Source organism: Phaeobacter sp. HF9A, assembly GCF_011806385.1.
GTDB lineage: Bacteria > Pseudomonadota > Alphaproteobacteria > Rhodobacterales > Rhodobacteraceae > Epibacterium.
On sequence record NZ_JAATOX010000039.1, the window covers coordinates 17,650 to 32,202 of the forward strand.

A 14,553-nucleotide genomic window follows, 5' to 3' on the forward strand; every position below is an offset into this window, starting at 1 on the left:
AAACAGCAGGAAAAACCTGCGTGACCTCCAAGGGAGACTAAAGATGATGAAGCTGAACCGCCGCCGCCTTTTGCAAACAACCGGGGCCGCGCTTTGTGCCCCTGCCGTCCTGTCGCGAGCGCTTTTCGCCAAGACCCGGGCGCTCAAAGTCGGCTACGTCGCCCCTCGCTCCGGCGCATTGGGGGCGATCTCGGAGGGGGACGGCTGGGCCATCGAGCAGTTCCGCGAGCTCATGGGCGGCACCATCGAGACAGCGACCGGCACATATGATTTCGAATTCATCGACAAGGACACCCAATCCGACCCCAACCGCGCTGCCGACATGGCGCAGGAGCTGATCCTGCGCGACGAGGTGGACCTGATCCTGGTGTCATCGACCGCGGACACCACCAACCCGGTCTGCGACGTCGCCGAGCTGAACGGGGTGCCCTGCGTGTCCACCGCAACGCCGTGGCAGCCTTGGTTCTTTGGGCGCGGCGGCGTTGCGGGCGAGACAACGTTCAGATGGACCAATCACTATTTCTGGGGGGCCGAGGATCTGACCAATGTGTATCTGGAGCTCTGGAACAGTCTTGAGACCAACAAGGTGGTTGGCGGTCTCTGGCCAAACGACCCCGACGGGGCCGCTTTTGCCGACCCCGAACTGGGCTTTCCCCCGGCTCTTGAGGCTGCCGGGTTTACGGTGGTTGACGCCGGTCGATACCAGAACCTCAAGGATGATTTTTCGGCCGAGATCGCGGCGTTCAAAAAGGCCGGGGTGGAAATCGTGACGGGGGTGATGTTGCCGCCCGATCTGGCGACCTTCCTCGTACAGGCCAAGCAACAGGGGTTCGAGCCCAAGATGGTCACCGTCGCCAAGGCCGCGCTGACCCCCAAGGGAATCGAGGCCATGCCGAACGGGCTTGGCAACAATCTGTCGGGCGAGGTCTACTGGGGGCCGCAGTTTCCTTTTGCCTCGTCGCTGACTGGCCAGACCGCGACCGATTTGATCGCTGCCTATGAGGCGGCCACCGGCAACCAGTGGATCCAGAGCCTGGGCTATATTCACTCCCTCACCGAGGTGGCGGTCGATGTGCTGAGGCGCGCGACCGAGATATCGCCGGAGGGCATCATGGCCGCGGTCAACGCCACCGACCTCACCACCATCGTGGGGCATGTCAAATGGGGCGATTTCCCGCCCTTTGCCAATGTCGCCAAGACGCCCCTCGCCGGGGGGCAGTGGCAAAAGCAGGACAGCGGCGCCTATGCGTTGATTGCGACCAACAACGGCCATTCCCCCGAGCTCCAGATCGGTGGCACCCTCGAATACAAGACCTGGTAACCATGACCCAGGAGACATCTAGCGCACGGAGAGGAGAGCCTCTCCTCTCCGTGTCGGGCCTCTGCAAGCGGTATGGCGCGGTGACCGTCGTTTCGGACGTGTCCTTTGATCTTGCGGCGGGCGAGGCCATCGGGGTGCTCGGCCCCAATGGCGCGGGCAAGACGACGCTGCTCAAGATGATCGGCGGCACGGTTGCCGCCAATGCCGGCACCGTGACGTTCCAGGGACAGGACCTGACGCGCCTCTCCGCCGAGGCCCGCTGCCGCGCCGGTCTGGTGCGCACCAATCAGGTGCCGGCGCCGTTTTCGCTGATGACGGTCTGGGAAAACGCGCTTGTCGCAGCCAGTCACGGCGGCGCGTTGTCCCGTCGTGCGGCCGAGGATCGCGCCCATGAGGCGCTCTTGCGGACCGGGCTGCTTGATCGGCACCACAGCACGGCGGGCGGGCTTTCGCTGATGGGCCGCAAGCGGCTCGAACTCAGCCGCGCGCTTGCCTGTGGGCCCAAGGCGCTGCTGTTGGACGAGATCGCGGGCGGCTTATCGGATTACGAGGTCAAGGAGTTGATCGACCTCATCGCGCAGATCCGCGCCTCTGGCGTTGCCATCATCTGGATCGAGCATATCGTCCACGCCTTGATGTCATCGGTGAGCCGCCTCATCGCGCTCGACTTCGGCAACAAGATCGCCGACGGGGCCCCGCGCGACGTGATCGAGAGCGAGGCGTTTCGCCGTGCCTATTTCGGAGATTCCATCGCCACGGCGGAACTCGCATGACGGATTTGCTTTCTCTGGATGGCGTCACCGCCCATTACGGCCTGTTTCAGGCCCTGCACGGTATCACCCTCTCGGCCAGGGCGGGCGAGACCATCGCCCTTGTCGGGGCCAATGGCGCAGGCAAGACCACATTGATGCGCACGATCTGCGGGGATCTTCCGGCCGGCGGGCGCATCTTCCTGCACGGCAAGGATATCACCGGCATCCCGGCGCATAGGCTCAACGCGATGGGGATTGCCATGGTCCCCGAAGGCCGCAAGCTGTTTCCCTCGCTCACTGTGGATGAAAACACCCAGATCGGCGGCTATACCAAACGCCCCGGCGCCTGGTCCCGGGAGGCGGTCTATGATCTGTTTCCCGAATTGATAAAGCGGCGCGCCAACAAGGCGCTCGATCTGTCGGGGGGCGAGCAGCAGATGGTCGCGATCGGGCGTGCGCTGATGTCCAATCCCGACCTTTTGTTGATGGATGAAATCAGCCTTGGGCTGGCCCCGATCGTGGTCAATCAGATCTACGAGGCCGTCGACAAAATCCGCGCAGCGGGCACCACCATCGTGCTGGTCGAACAGGACATCGGGCGCGGTCTTTCGGTGGCGACCCATGTCTATTGCCTGCTTGAAGGCCGCGTCAGCCTTGAGGGCAAGCCCGCCGATCTCAGCCAGAAGGCGTTGACCGACGCCTATTTCGGAGTCTGACCGTTGGATATTTTCTACGCAAGCGTGAACGGCGTTCTATTGGGCGGGCTCTACGCCCTTTACGGGCTGGGTCTTGCCCTGACCTTTGGCATCATGCGCACCATCAACCTGGCCCATGGCGATATGATCGTCTTTGGCTCCTTCATGTCGCTGGTGGTGACGCGCGTGCTCGGCCTGCCCGCGCTGGCCTCTTTGGTGGTGTTGATCCCGGCGATGTTCTTGTTGGGACGACTGTTCCAGGAGCGGGTCATGAACCGGTCGTTGGGCGAAGGCATCATGCCCTCGATCATTCTCACCTTCGGGCTTTCGGTGGTGATCCAGAACGCCTTGCTGCTGACCTTCTCTGCCGATCGGCAGACGCTCTCGGCGGGTCAATTGCAAACCATGTCGCTGCCGCTGACCGAGGATTTTGCCATCGGCGTGCTGCCCCTGATGACCCTATGCGTCGTGATTGTGTTGCTGATCGCGCTCAATTGGTTCTTCCGGCACACGATGCTGGGGCGCGCCTTTCGCGCCACCTCGGACGACCCGGAGGTGGTTGCGCTGATGGGGATTGATCCGCGCCGCACCTACGGGCTGGCGATGGGGCTGGCCTTTGCGATCATTGCGATCACCGGGGTGTTTATGGGGCTGCGCACCAACTTCGCACCCTTTGACGGGCCGGCGCGGCTGATCTTCGCCTTTGAGGTGATCATCATCGGCGGCATGGGATCCATTCAGGGCGTGTTGATCGGCGGGGTCATCCTTGGGGTGGCGCAAACCATGGGCAATCTCGTCAACCCGGCATTCTTTCAACTCTCGGGCCATGTCGCCACGCTGCTTGTGCTGGCGATCCGCCCCTCGGGACTGTTCCCGGAAACCATTGAACGGGACTGAGCATATGACCGCATTGCAAACCCAACATCGCATTGGCGCGGCGCTTGCGCTTGTGACCTTGGCCGCGCTGATCTCTGTGCCCTATTGGGGCTCGGCCTATCTGCAACGCTCGATCGTGGAGTTCCTCTATTTCCTCGCGCTGGCGCAGATCTGGAACTTTATGGCCGGATACGCTGGCATGTTCTCGATCGGACAGCAGGCCTGGGTCGGGGTTGGTGCCTATGCCCTGATCGTCCTGGCGCAGGATCTTGGCCTCAACCCGTTTTGGGCGGTGCCTTTGACCGGGGTCATCGCCGCGGTTTTTGCCCTGCCGACCAGCTGGCTGTTGTTCCGGCTCAAGGGGGCCTATTTCGCGGTGGCAAGCTGGGTGATCGCGGAAACCATCCGGCTGGCCGTCAACGCCGATATCAACTGGCTCGGTGGGGGCCGGGGCCGCAGCCTCACCACGATGGGCCAGTTCGAGCGCGGCTTTCGCGAGGATGTGACCTATCTGCTCGTGGTGGGCATCACCATCCTGTCGCTTGTCTTGATGGTCTGGATGTTGCGCTCCCGGATTGGGCTCGGCCTTATGGCGATGCGTGACAATGCTGCCGGTGCGGGCGGGGTCGGTGTGGCCGTCAATCGCACGCGCCGGATCGTCTACCTTGCGGCATCCGGCCTTGCCGGGGTCGTCGGCGCCCTGATCTTCATGTCGGCGCTGAACGTGCGCCCCGACGCCGCGTTTTCGATCAACTGGGTCGCCTATCCGATCTTTATCGTCATCATCGGTGGTATCGGCACCATCGAGGGCCCGATCATCGGCGCCATCGTGTTCTACATTCTGCGCGAATACCTCGATGATTTCGAAGCCTGGTCGCTGCTGGCCTTCGGCCTAATCGCCATAGCGATGATGCTTTTTGCGCCCAAGGGCATTTGGGGCAGCATCCAGAGCCGCTGGGATATCGAGCTGTTTCCGATCCGGCGACGCCTTCCCGCCCGATTTTCTACCCCTTCAACACAGGAGACTTAATCATGCGTCCGGCTTTCTACTTTGACGAAAAAACGCTTTGGTTCAGCGCTGGTCAAGCCGTCTTGGTCATGCCCGTCGGCGGCTGGCTTCAACCGCCATCGGGGGGCGGCCATGCGGACAGTCCCGAGCCCAAACGTCGCCTCCATTCGCTGATGCAGGCCTCCGGGCTGATCTCGGCATTTGACGTGATGACCGCCCCGGAAGCGACCACCGAGCACCTCGCCAGGGTCCATCCGCAAGAGTATCTCGATACCTTCAAATCAATGAGTGACGCCGGTGGCGGGGCGCTGCATTTTTCTGCACCCTTCGGGCCCGGCAGCTATGAGATCGCCGCCCTCTCCGCGGGTCTGGTCGAAGCCGCGGTGATGGATGTGGCCACCGGCAAACGCAAACGCAGCTATGCCATTTCGCGCCCCTCGGGGCACCATTGCCTGCCCGATCAACCGCTGGGGTTTTGCCTGTTTGCCAATGTGGCGCTTGCTGCGCTGGCGGCAAAAGAGGCCGGCATCGGCCGTATTGCCATCGTTGATTGGGATGTGCACCACGGCAATGGGACCGAGGCCATTTTCTGGGAGGATCCCGACGTCCTCACCATTTCCATGCACCAAGAGGCATGCTTCCCACCCGGCGCCTCTGGTCAGGCCGACGCCCGTGGCGGCGCGGGAGCCGAGGGCAGCGCCGTCAATATCCCGCTTTGGCCGGGATGCGGGCACGACGCCTATATCGCTGCCTTCGAAAAGATCGTCGCCCCCGCTCTCACCGAATTTGCGCCCGATATGATTATTGTCGTCAACGGGTTGGACGCAAACGGTGTGGATCCGCTCGCCCGCATGGTCGCCCATAGCGAAACCTTCCGCGCCATGACCAAATCGGTCTTGGCGCTGGCCGACAGCCTGTGTGACGGGCGCATCGTCTTTGTGCAGGAAGGCGGCTATGCGGAAAGCTATGTGCCCTTCTGCGCGTTGGCGGTGCTTGAAACGCTGGCAGGGGTGCGCAGCGAGGTCGAAGATCCCTTCCTCGAATTGATAGAGGCGCAGCAACCGGGGCGAGAGGCCGTCGCGGCGCAGCTCGCAGCCATCGACGCCCTGGCCGAAGCCCGCCCGCCCTGCCCGTCGGCCGGGTAACGACATGGCCCGCGCCGCCGCTGGAATGCGGTGCGGGCCGTTGCGCCGGGGGCTGGTCCCGGCGCGCCAGGATCATGGAGAATGGATATGGGAGCGCAACATGCGGTCGCGATGGGCAGCTGGAGCAGATCCGCAAACACGCCCTTGACGGAATTTTATTTCATATATAAAACTATGCTCAAGCATAGAATGGAGCCGGATATCATCCGACGGGCTACAGGCTATGACGCAGGCGCCGTTTCGAGGCAGGCGGGGCCGTTCTGATCAAACTCAAGCGCGTTGATCCATTCACCATCGACGCGCCTGTCCATACCATCCAGCACCAACCTGAGGCAGGCATGAACACCGAAACAGTATACTCACGCTTCAAGAAGACCGCCGCGCGCCGCGGGGCCGCGGCCTTCCTGCATGTGCTGGAGGAAACGGCAAAGGTCTATGACATCCCGCAAGGCGACATCAGCTATGACGAGATGGCGCAGCGGGTAGAGAGCTGGCGCACGCGATTTGCAGAGGCGGGATATGGCGCGGGCCATCGTGTGGGCCTCTTGTTGGAGAACCGCCCGGTGTTTCTGGAAATCTGGCTGGCACTGAATGCGCTTGGCGCATCCGTGGTTCCGATCAATCCAGACCTGCGGCTGGCGGAGCTGGAATATCTGGCGGAACACTCCGAAATGATCCTGGCCATTGTTCTGCCCGAGCGGTTGCAGGAAATGCAGGCGGCGGTGGCCACGGCCGGGCTTGCCATCCCTGTCACGCCGCCGGACGGGGCGTTTGCGCCGGCCATCCGGCCTGCATCGGCAGAGATGACAGTGAACGCCCAGACCGAATGTGCCTTGCTCTATACCTCGGGGACAACTGGCAAACCCAAGGGCTGCATCCTGTCCAACGAATATTACCTCTATTCCGGCGATTGGTATGCCGGGGCCGGTGGCCACATCAGCCTGCGCCAGGACGCGGAACGGATGCTGACACCCCTGCCCGTGTTCCACATGAACGCCATGGCGGTGTCGGTGATGGCGATGATGACATCGGGCGGCTGCCTGATCATGCTCGACCGTTTCCACCCCCGCAGCTGGTGGGCCTCGGTCCGCGAGAGCGGCGCGACGGTAGTGCATTACCTTGGCGTGATGCCGCCCATGCTGATGCGGGCCGCGCCTTCCGAAGAGGACCGCAATCACACGGTCCGTTTCGGATTTGGCGCAGGCGTGGATGCAAAGCTGCACGACCCTTTCGAAGAGCGTTACGGCTTTCCGCTGATCGAGGCCTGGGCCTGCACCGAGACCGGGTCGGGCGGCGTCATCTGCGCCAATGAAGAGCCGCGCAAGACCGGAACGGCCTGCTTTGGTCGCCCCGGCAAGGACGTCGAGGTCCGCATTGTCGATGACGCCGGCAAGGACGTGCCGCCCGGCACCCATGGTGAAATGCTGGTGCGCCGCGCCGGTGACAATCCGCGCTTTGGCTTCTTTTCGGGCTATCTGAAAAATCAACAGGCGACGGATGAGCTGTGGCAGGGCGGCTGGCTTCATACCGGCGACGTGGTGCAGCAGGACGAAGACGGATCGCTGCATTTTGTGGATCGCAAGAAAAACGTGATCCGCCGCTCGGGCGAAAATATCTCGGCGGTGGAGGTTGAATCGATCCTGGGCCGACACCCCGAGATCGCCTCTTGCGCCGCCGCTGCCGCCCCCGACGAGGTACGCGGCGACGAGGTGGCGGTGTTCATCATCCTGGATGGCGCGGAGGGCACCCGCACCAAGGCCGAAGAGATCGTGACATGGGCGCTGGATCAGATGGCCTATTACAAGGTGCCGGGCTGGATCGCTTTTGTCGATGAACTGCCGCTGACCGCGACACAGAAAATCCTCAGAGGTCAGCTGAAGGACCTCATGACGAAGACCTTTGCAACCGATGGCTTTATTGACACCAGACATCTGAAAAAGCGCAAACCCTGATGGCACGGCAAAAACCCTATGACGGCGTTGCCCTCTGTGCGCCGGTCACCGTCCCCTATATGCGGTTCTCTGACAAGAGCGCGCATTGGTGGACCGGTGCGGCACTGGCCGCCCTTGCGCGTCAGACCGGACTGGGCCCGGCGGATTTTGATGGCTTCTGTTTTGCCAGCTTCTCTGCGGTGCCCGATACGGTTGTCGGCATGGTGCAGCATCTCGGTCTCAGCCCGCGTTGGATGGATCATATCCCCACCGGCGGGGCGAGCGGGGTCATGGCCCTGCGGCGCGCGGCCCGTGCGGTTCAGATGGGCGATGCCGAACTGGTGGCCTGCGTCGCCGCAGACACCAACCAGATCGACAGCTTTCGCCAGACGTTGCAGGGGTTTTCCCGTTTCTCGCAGGATGCGACCTATCCCTACGGCTTTGGTGGACCCAATGCGACCTTTGCGCTGATCGCCGATAATTTCATGCGGAGCTATGACGTCTCGCGCGAAGATTTCGCCAAGCTCTGCGTCGCGCAACGTGCAAATGCGCTGTCCAACCCGCATGCGTTGATGAAGAAACCCCTGACCCACGCGCAATACATGCAGGCGCGGCCGATCTCGGATCCGATCCATCTGTTTGATTGCGTGATGCCCTGCGCCGGGGCCGAGGCCTTTATCGTGACGACGCCCGAAAAGGCCCAGGAGCTAGGGCTGTCCACCGCCCGGCTGGCCGCAACGATCGAGCGGCACAATGCCTTTGCCGAGGACGGGGTGCAGACACGTGGTGGCTGGGCGCGCGATATTGACGATCTGTGGTCGGCGGCGGGATATGGCCCGCAGGATATGGATATGGTCCAAGCCTATGACGACTATCCTGTGATCGTGGCCATGCAGTTGGCCGATCTGGGGTTCTGCGACAAGGCGAGCCTGTCGCAGTTCATTGCGGATACTGATTTCACCATCGGAGGCTCGTTGCCGCTCAATACCAATGGGGGGCAGCTCTCCGCAGGTCAGGCCGGCGCGGCCGGCGGCTTTCAGAATGTGACCGAAGGGTTGCGGCAGATCCTGCACGATCCGCTGGGCGAGCAGATACCGAATGCACAGCGGGCGCTGATTTCCGGCTTTGGTTTGGTGAATTATGATCGCGGCATCTGCACCGGGGCCGCCGTTCTGGAACAGGATGTGCTGCGATGACCGATCCGCTGATACCGCCAAAACGCAAGGACCCGCTGGTAGTCACCCGCGCGGGCCATGTCTCCCCCACCCTGCGCAGCCGTTCGGCCACCGCGATGGCGGCCCGTGCCGGCATGGGGCGGTTCGTGCTTCAGGTCTGCGACGACTGCGCCAAGGCCACCTACCCGCAACGCGACCGCTGCCCCTTTTGCTGGGGCACGCTTAGCTGGCAAGACCAGCCAAACGGGGCGGTGATCGAGGCAGAAACAACAATCCGAAGCTCGATTGACCTGTTTTTCAAGGAGCACCTGCCCTGGCGCATCGGCTCTGCCCGGCTGGATGCGGGACCAATGGCGACCGTGCATCTGCATGGGGACGTGGCGCGCGGTGATCGCGTCAGACTGGAACTGAAGCTCGACAGGGCTGGAAATCCGGCGCTCTTTGCCATGCCGGAACGGGAGACACCGCATATGGCTGATGATCCTCAATTGCGGGTGTTCACTGCCCATCCGAAGTTCCGGCGCGTCCTCGTCACTGACGGGCGCAGCGAAATCGGACAGGCCGTGGCCGAGGCGCTGCTCAAGGCCGGCGCAAAGACGGTGTTTCTGGGCAATGCCGATCCCCTGATGCGCTATCCCGGACAGGAGCAGATCGAGGCGATCCCCGGCATCGAGCCGGTTCACCTGAGCCTGACCGATACCCGCAGCATCGAGACCCTGGCCGGGCAGCTCGGGGGGCGGGTGGAGATCGTCGTGAACACCGCCCGTTTCACGCGTCAGGGCGGCGTCGGTTTTGGCGGCCACCTGAGCAACCTGCAGTCCGGGCTGGATCTGGAAGTCACCGGCCTGATGCGCCTGGCGCAGGGCTTTGCTCCGGCGCTCTCCGCCCGTTCGGATGATGGCGATCGGTCTGCCGCCGCCCTGGTCGATATCGCCTCCATCTATGGGCTGACCGGCAAGGCGGGGTATGCCGGGTCTTCCGCAACTGCCGCGGCACGCCTGTCCCTCATGGCCAGCCTGCGCGGTGAGATGGCGCAGACCGGCATCCGTGTCATGTCTGTTCTGACCGGCCCGATCGAGGACGGCTGGCATCAGAATGTGCCGCCCCCCAAGACCACATCGGCGCAGATTGCCAGGGCGGTCGTGACGGCCCTGGAGCAAGGGCAAGAAACCATTTGCGCCGACGAGGTGGCAAAAGATGTGCTGGCCCGCTGGCTTCAAGATCCGATCCTGACAATTCGCGAGGAAAACAAATGAGCGATACCGTGCTTTCAGATCTTGCCCTCGCGTTGGCCTCTGGCCAGGTGCGCGTCATCGACCTGACCAATACCCTCAGCCCGGATTTCCCGGTGATCGTGCTGCCGGCGGAGTTCGGCCAATGTGCGCCGTTCCGCATGGAAAAACTGTCACGCTATGACGAAAACGGGCCTGCCTGGTACTGGAACAACATCTCGATGAACGAACACACCGGCACTCATTTCGACGCTCCGGCGCATTGGGTGACGGGCAAGGATCTTCCCTCGAACACGGTGGACGCGATCCCGGCACAGGAGTTCGTCGCGCCCGCGGTGGTGATCGACATCTCGGGCGAGGCGGCAGCAGATGCGGATTTCCTTCTCACCCGTGAGTTCCTCGAAGAGTGGGAAAAGAAGAATGGCACCATCCCGCCCCGCCACTGGATTGCCCTGCGCACGGATTGGTACAAACGTGTCGGCACACCGGAATACCTGAACCTGCTGGAAGACGGGGCTCATTCCCCCGGCCCGGACGCGGGCGCTGTTGAGTTTCTGGTGCACGAGCGCAACTGCGTCGGTCTCGCGGTGGAGACGGTCGGCACCGATGCCGGCCAGGCCAGCACATTCAATCCCCCCCTGCCCGCGCATTCGATCCTGCATGGCAACGGCAGGTTCGGCCTGCAATGCCTGACCAACCTGGACAAGCTGCCCACCTTTGGCGCGCTCATCGTCGCCTGCCCGCTCAAGATCGAAGGCGGGTCCGGCAGCCCGCTGCGGGTCATCGCACTGGTCGAGGGGCAAGCCGCCTAAGTTGTTCTGCTGCGGCGCCGCAAAATCGGCGCGCGCGGCGCGCCGTGTGTGCTGCATGCCATGGCCCAGCGGCAGGGGCAGCACCTCGCCTGCACAAGCTGCAGGCGATGGCGCAGACGCACGGCCATATGAACGTGCGTCCCGTCAACTTATAATATGTGAATGAATATTTTTACTTGTAAAATACAGGAGTGCAGTCATTCTCGGATGGGATGGATTCGCTTTAAGAACGCAAAAAAGCCGCGCCCGGACAGCTTGACTTGGGGCTGATGGAAGCGACGGCAGCGCAGACGGCGTTTCAAAATCATCATCCATAGGGAGACTCCGTGATGAATTCCAAAACCATATTTCTCAAAGGGCTCGCCGCGGTTGTCGCGGCCGGCACATTTCTGGCCACGCCGCTCGCCGCCGAGGAGGTCACGCTGCGCGGTGTGAGTTGTTTTCCCATCGGCGCCCCCCCGGGCGTGCCCTTCGAAGAGCTGGTGACAGAGATCAACGAAAAGGGCAAAGGGGTCGTTCAGATCAACCTCCTTGGCGGCGCACCCGCCATCGGCAGCCCTTTCCAGGTGGTCGAGCGCATGGCACAGGGGGCCTATGACATCGCCGGCTGCCCCGAGGCGTTCTTTGGCAATCTCATTCCCGAAGCCCCGGTTCTGCGGCTCCAGGAAAAGACCTTTGCCGAGCTGCGCGAAAACGGTGGCGTCGACTATTTCCAGGAAATCGCCAGCAAAAAGAACGTTAAATTCGTCGGTCGCCACCATGACGACGGTCCGTTCAACCTGTTCCTCGGCGAGGGCAAAGCCATTGACAAGGCCGATCTGACCGGCCTGAACCTGCGGGTCTCGCCGGTCTATACCGCCTTTTTCAAATCCCTCGGCGCGACGGTTCAGCGCTCTTCCATGCCCGAAGTCTATACGCTGATGGAAAGCGGCGCGGTTGACGGCTATGGCTGGTCGGTGCGCGGTGTTTCTCCGTCCTGGTTCCCGGTGACCAAATATCGGGTCGAGCCCGGCGTCTACCGCGCGTCCATCCATACGGTTGCGAATTTGACCAAATGGAATGCGCTCAGCGATGAAGCCCGCGCGATCATCAACGACGTCATCATCGGCTCCGAGACACGCATGGAAGGCTCCAGCGACTATTCACAGCAGCTGAATGCTGAAATGGCCAAGGTCTTTGACGACAACGGCATCGAGACCATCACGCTTGAGGGCGAAGAAGCCGAAAAATGGGTCAACATGGCGCGCGAAACCGCCTGGGCCGAATTCATCGAACAAAACCCAGAGACCGGGCCGAAGCTGAAAGAGCTGTTCACCAACTCTCAGTGATCGCACCAGACGTAAATACCGGTGGACCGTCTCCTGACGGTCTGCCGGCTTTGCCTGCAACACGCGCCGGAGACGTTCATGGCCTCGCTTATCGACAGTTTCGAAACCCTCTTTGAGAAATTCAACCTATGTGTCGCCGTCTGTGTGGCCGGATCCATCGGGCTCTTTGCCCTGCTTGTTCCTTTCGACTTCTTTTCCCGCAAACTCGGTGGGCGCGGATTGGAGTGGCTGAATGAAGGTGCCGAATACGGCCTTTACGCCGGGGTGTTCCTGTCAGCGGCCTGGGTTCTGTATAAAGGCGCCCATGTGCGCGTCGACATCATACTGACAGCCCTTCCCGCCCGGCTGGGCGCGAGGGTGGAGCGCGTGATCGACCTCTTTGGCGCGCTGCTTTGCTTTGCGATGGCCTATTTCGGCGCCAATGGCACCCTTAGCAGCTATGCCTTCGGGTCCCTGCCGGACAAGGATCTGCAAATCCCGAACTGGATCGTTCTCGCTGTTTTCACTGTCTCCTTCATCATGCTTGCGATCGAGTTCCTGTTCCGCTTTCGGCGCGCCGGGCGACCCGATTACAAAGTCTCGACAGACATAGGATTTTGATGATGGATTGGTATTCTGCCCTTATCCTGCTGCTCGGGATTGTCTGTTTCTTTCTGTTTCTCGGCTTGCCGGTGGCCTTTGCCTTCATGGCGGCCAATATCTTCGGCACGGCCCTCTTTATCGGTGGCCTTGCCACGATGGGCGATTGGACCATCGCCTCCCTGTCCCTCCAAAGCATGCCGATGGAGTTTCACGAGGCGATATCCTATTCGCTCGCAACCATCGCCCTCTTTTTGTTAATGGGGGAAATCTTGCTGGAGACCGGAGTCGCCTTCAAGGCAATCGGCGCGATCGAGCGCATGATCGCGCGGGTGCCGGGCCGGCTGGCCATTGTCTCGATCGTCGGCGGAACGGTGTTTTCCTCCCTGTCCGGCTCGACCGTGGCGAATACAGCGATCCTGGGCAAGGTGCTATTGCCGGACATGCTGCGGCGCGGCTACAAACCGGCGATCGCGATGGGGCCGATCATGGCCGTTGGGGGCATCGCCATGCTGATTCCACCGTCCTCGCTGGCGGTGCTGCTGGCCAGCATTGCGCAGAAATCCGTGGCCCTGCTGCTGGTGGCGGGGATCATCCCCGGCTTTCTGATGGCGATGAGCTTTTTTGCCTATGTGATCATCCGCTGCACCCTCAACCCGGATCTGGCCCCCGCATATGATCCCGACACCAGCTACCTCGACCGGCCACTGACCATCGCGATCAACGCCCGGCGCGGCACTCTCTGGTCGTGCTCCTACGAAGGGCGCTGGCTGCGCATGCTGAACCGCCTGCTGCCGACCATTATCTACATTCTGCCACTGTTCAGTATTTTTGTTGTCGTGGTCGGCAGTATCTTCACCAACTTCGCCTCGCCGACCGAAGCCGCGGCGATGGGGTGTCTGGCGGCCCTGGGCGCCTGTCTGTTCTTCCGGCTGTTCAAGAACAAGATCACGATCACCGGCATTGAAGGTGCCGATTTTGGCTGGGCCGAGATCGGCAAGGCCCTGATGGAGACCGCTAAGGTCAACACGATGATTATCTTCATCATCGCCGGCTCGCTGGTCTTCACCCAGGCGATGGCGGTTTCGGGGGCGACGCAAGGATTGCTGAAGGCCCTGACGGCATTGGATCTTTCGCCAATGTCGGTGGTGCTGTTCATGATCGTCATCCTGCTGTTTCTCGGGGCCTTCATGGATCAGGTCAGCATGTTGCTGCTGACGCTTCCGTTCTTTCTGCTGGGGCCGACCTCGCTTCAGGCGATTTACGGGATTGATCCGATCTGGCTGATGGTGCTGATCCTGATCACGATGGAGGTCGGGTTGTTGACCCCGCCTTTCGGCCTGTTGCTTTTCGTCATGCGGGGCGTGGCACCAGAGGGGATCTCGATCGGGCAGATCATCACCTCGGCACTGCCTTTCATCCTGATCGAGCTGGCGGTGCTTGCGCTTCTGATACTGGTGCCTTCGGTCGCCACCTGGCTGCCCAACCTGATCAAGTAGAACAACCGCCCATGTCAAAAAAGAGGCGCCGACCGATAGTGAAACGGTCGGCGCCTCTTTGGACTGGAACCTGGCGGTGTGCGTCGCCTTGCGCGCGTTGCTGCGCTCAAGGCGCTGGATTCAGGCGTATGCTCCCGACAGCAATGCGCCGCAGCCGGGCACATGCGGTTTCAGGCCCAGTTTGGCCAGCATCTGATGG

General features: G+C 62.0%; 13 protein-coding genes. All 13 read left to right on the forward strand.

The genetic code is table 11. From position 1 onward, the window contains the following. The first annotated feature begins 43 nt into the window (after window positions 1-43). The gene (locus HCZ87_RS09230) at window positions 44-1,321 is read left to right on the forward strand and encodes an ABC transporter substrate-binding protein (protein WP_167643465.1); all 1,278 of its coding nucleotides are present in this window, start codon (window positions 44-46) and stop codon (window positions 1,319-1,321) included. A gap of 2 nt (window positions 1,322-1,323) precedes the next feature. Further along, window positions 1,324-2,094 carry an ABC transporter ATP-binding protein gene (locus HCZ87_RS09235; protein WP_167643466.1) on the forward strand — a complete coding sequence of 257 codons (771 nt, stop codon included), beginning with the start codon at window positions 1,324-1,326 and terminating at the stop codon, window positions 2,092-2,094. Next, the gene (locus HCZ87_RS09240; RefSeq protein WP_167643467.1) at window positions 2,091-2,789 is read left to right on the forward strand and encodes an ABC transporter ATP-binding protein; all 699 of its coding nucleotides are present in this window, start codon (window positions 2,091-2,093) and stop codon (window positions 2,787-2,789) included. The genes HCZ87_RS09235 and HCZ87_RS09240 overlap by 4 nt, the downstream gene beginning before the upstream one ends. A gap of 3 nt (window positions 2,790-2,792) precedes the next feature. Continuing rightward, window positions 2,793-3,665, forward strand: a complete 873-nt coding sequence (locus HCZ87_RS09245) for a branched-chain amino acid ABC transporter permease (protein WP_167643468.1) — start codon at window positions 2,793-2,795, stop codon at window positions 3,663-3,665. A gap of 4 nt (window positions 3,666-3,669) precedes the next feature. After that, window positions 3,670-4,674, forward strand: coding sequence for a branched-chain amino acid ABC transporter permease (locus HCZ87_RS09250; protein WP_167643469.1), 1,005 nt, complete (start codon window positions 3,670-3,672; stop codon window positions 4,672-4,674). A gap of 2 nt (window positions 4,675-4,676) precedes the next feature. Then, the gene (locus HCZ87_RS09255) at window positions 4,677-5,798 is read left to right on the forward strand and encodes a class II histone deacetylase (protein ID WP_167643470.1); all 1,122 of its coding nucleotides are present in this window, start codon (window positions 4,677-4,679) and stop codon (window positions 5,796-5,798) included. Window positions 5,799-6,136: 338 nt separating this feature from the next. Further along, window positions 6,137-7,750, forward strand: coding sequence for an AMP-binding protein (locus HCZ87_RS09260; protein ID WP_167643471.1), 1,614 nt, complete (start codon window positions 6,137-6,139; stop codon window positions 7,748-7,750). Continuing rightward, on the forward strand, window positions 7,750-8,925 hold the full coding sequence (locus tag HCZ87_RS09265; protein ID WP_167643472.1) for a thiolase family protein: 1,176 nt from the start codon (window positions 7,750-7,752) through the stop codon (window positions 8,923-8,925). Before HCZ87_RS09260 ends, HCZ87_RS09265 begins: the two co-directional genes overlap by 1 nt. Next, on the forward strand, window positions 8,922-10,160 hold the full coding sequence (locus HCZ87_RS09270) for an SDR family NAD(P)-dependent oxidoreductase (RefSeq protein ID WP_167643473.1): 1,239 nt from the start codon (window positions 8,922-8,924) through the stop codon (window positions 10,158-10,160). The genes HCZ87_RS09265 and HCZ87_RS09270 overlap by 4 nt, the downstream gene beginning before the upstream one ends. Beyond that, window positions 10,157-10,948, forward strand: coding sequence for a cyclase family protein (locus tag HCZ87_RS09275; RefSeq protein WP_167643474.1), 792 nt, complete (start codon window positions 10,157-10,159; stop codon window positions 10,946-10,948). The genes HCZ87_RS09270 and HCZ87_RS09275 overlap by 4 nt, the downstream gene beginning before the upstream one ends. Window positions 10,949-11,277: 329 nt before the next feature. Then, window positions 11,278-12,276, forward strand: coding sequence for a TRAP transporter substrate-binding protein DctP (gene dctP / locus HCZ87_RS09280; protein ID WP_167643475.1), 999 nt, complete (start codon window positions 11,278-11,280; stop codon window positions 12,274-12,276). A 78-nt stretch (window positions 12,277-12,354) separates the two neighbouring features. After that, window positions 12,355-12,876 carry a TRAP transporter small permease gene (locus tag HCZ87_RS09285; RefSeq protein ID WP_167643476.1) on the forward strand — a complete coding sequence of 174 codons (522 nt, stop codon included), beginning with the start codon at window positions 12,355-12,357 and terminating at the stop codon, window positions 12,874-12,876. Between the two features lie 2 nt (window positions 12,877-12,878). Next, the gene (locus HCZ87_RS09290; RefSeq protein ID WP_167643477.1) at window positions 12,879-14,354 is read left to right on the forward strand and encodes a TRAP transporter large permease subunit; all 1,476 of its coding nucleotides are present in this window, start codon (window positions 12,879-12,881) and stop codon (window positions 14,352-14,354) included. Window positions 14,355-14,553 lie beyond the last annotated feature (199 nt).

Coding starts and splice junctions, on each gene's coding strand:
- HCZ87_RS09255 (WP_167643470.1), top strand. CDS start 4,677: ATGCGTCCGGCTTTCTACTTTGACGAAAAAACGCTTTGGTTCAGCGCT.
- HCZ87_RS09240 (WP_167643467.1), top strand. CDS start 2,091: ATGACGGATTTGCTTTCTCTGGATGGCGTCACCGCCCATTACGGCCTG.
- dctP (WP_167643475.1), top strand. CDS start 11,278: ATGAATTCCAAAACCATATTTCTCAAAGGGCTCGCCGCGGTTGTCGCG.
- HCZ87_RS09250 (WP_167643469.1), top strand. CDS start 3,670: ATGACCGCATTGCAAACCCAACATCGCATTGGCGCGGCGCTTGCGCTT.
- HCZ87_RS09270 (WP_167643473.1), top strand. CDS start 8,922: ATGACCGATCCGCTGATACCGCCAAAACGCAAGGACCCGCTGGTAGTC.
- HCZ87_RS09290 (WP_167643477.1), top strand. CDS start 12,879: ATGGATTGGTATTCTGCCCTTATCCTGCTGCTCGGGATTGTCTGTTTC.
- HCZ87_RS09260 (WP_167643471.1), top strand. CDS start 6,137: ATGAACACCGAAACAGTATACTCACGCTTCAAGAAGACCGCCGCGCGC.
- HCZ87_RS09230 (WP_167643465.1), top strand. CDS start 44: ATGATGAAGCTGAACCGCCGCCGCCTTTTGCAAACAACCGGGGCCGCG.
- HCZ87_RS09275 (WP_167643474.1), top strand. CDS start 10,157: ATGAGCGATACCGTGCTTTCAGATCTTGCCCTCGCGTTGGCCTCTGGC.
- HCZ87_RS09285 (WP_167643476.1), top strand. CDS start 12,355: ATGGCCTCGCTTATCGACAGTTTCGAAACCCTCTTTGAGAAATTCAAC.
- HCZ87_RS09235 (WP_167643466.1), top strand. CDS start 1,324: ATGACCCAGGAGACATCTAGCGCACGGAGAGGAGAGCCTCTCCTCTCC.
- HCZ87_RS09265 (WP_167643472.1), top strand. CDS start 7,750: ATGGCACGGCAAAAACCCTATGACGGCGTTGCCCTCTGTGCGCCGGTC.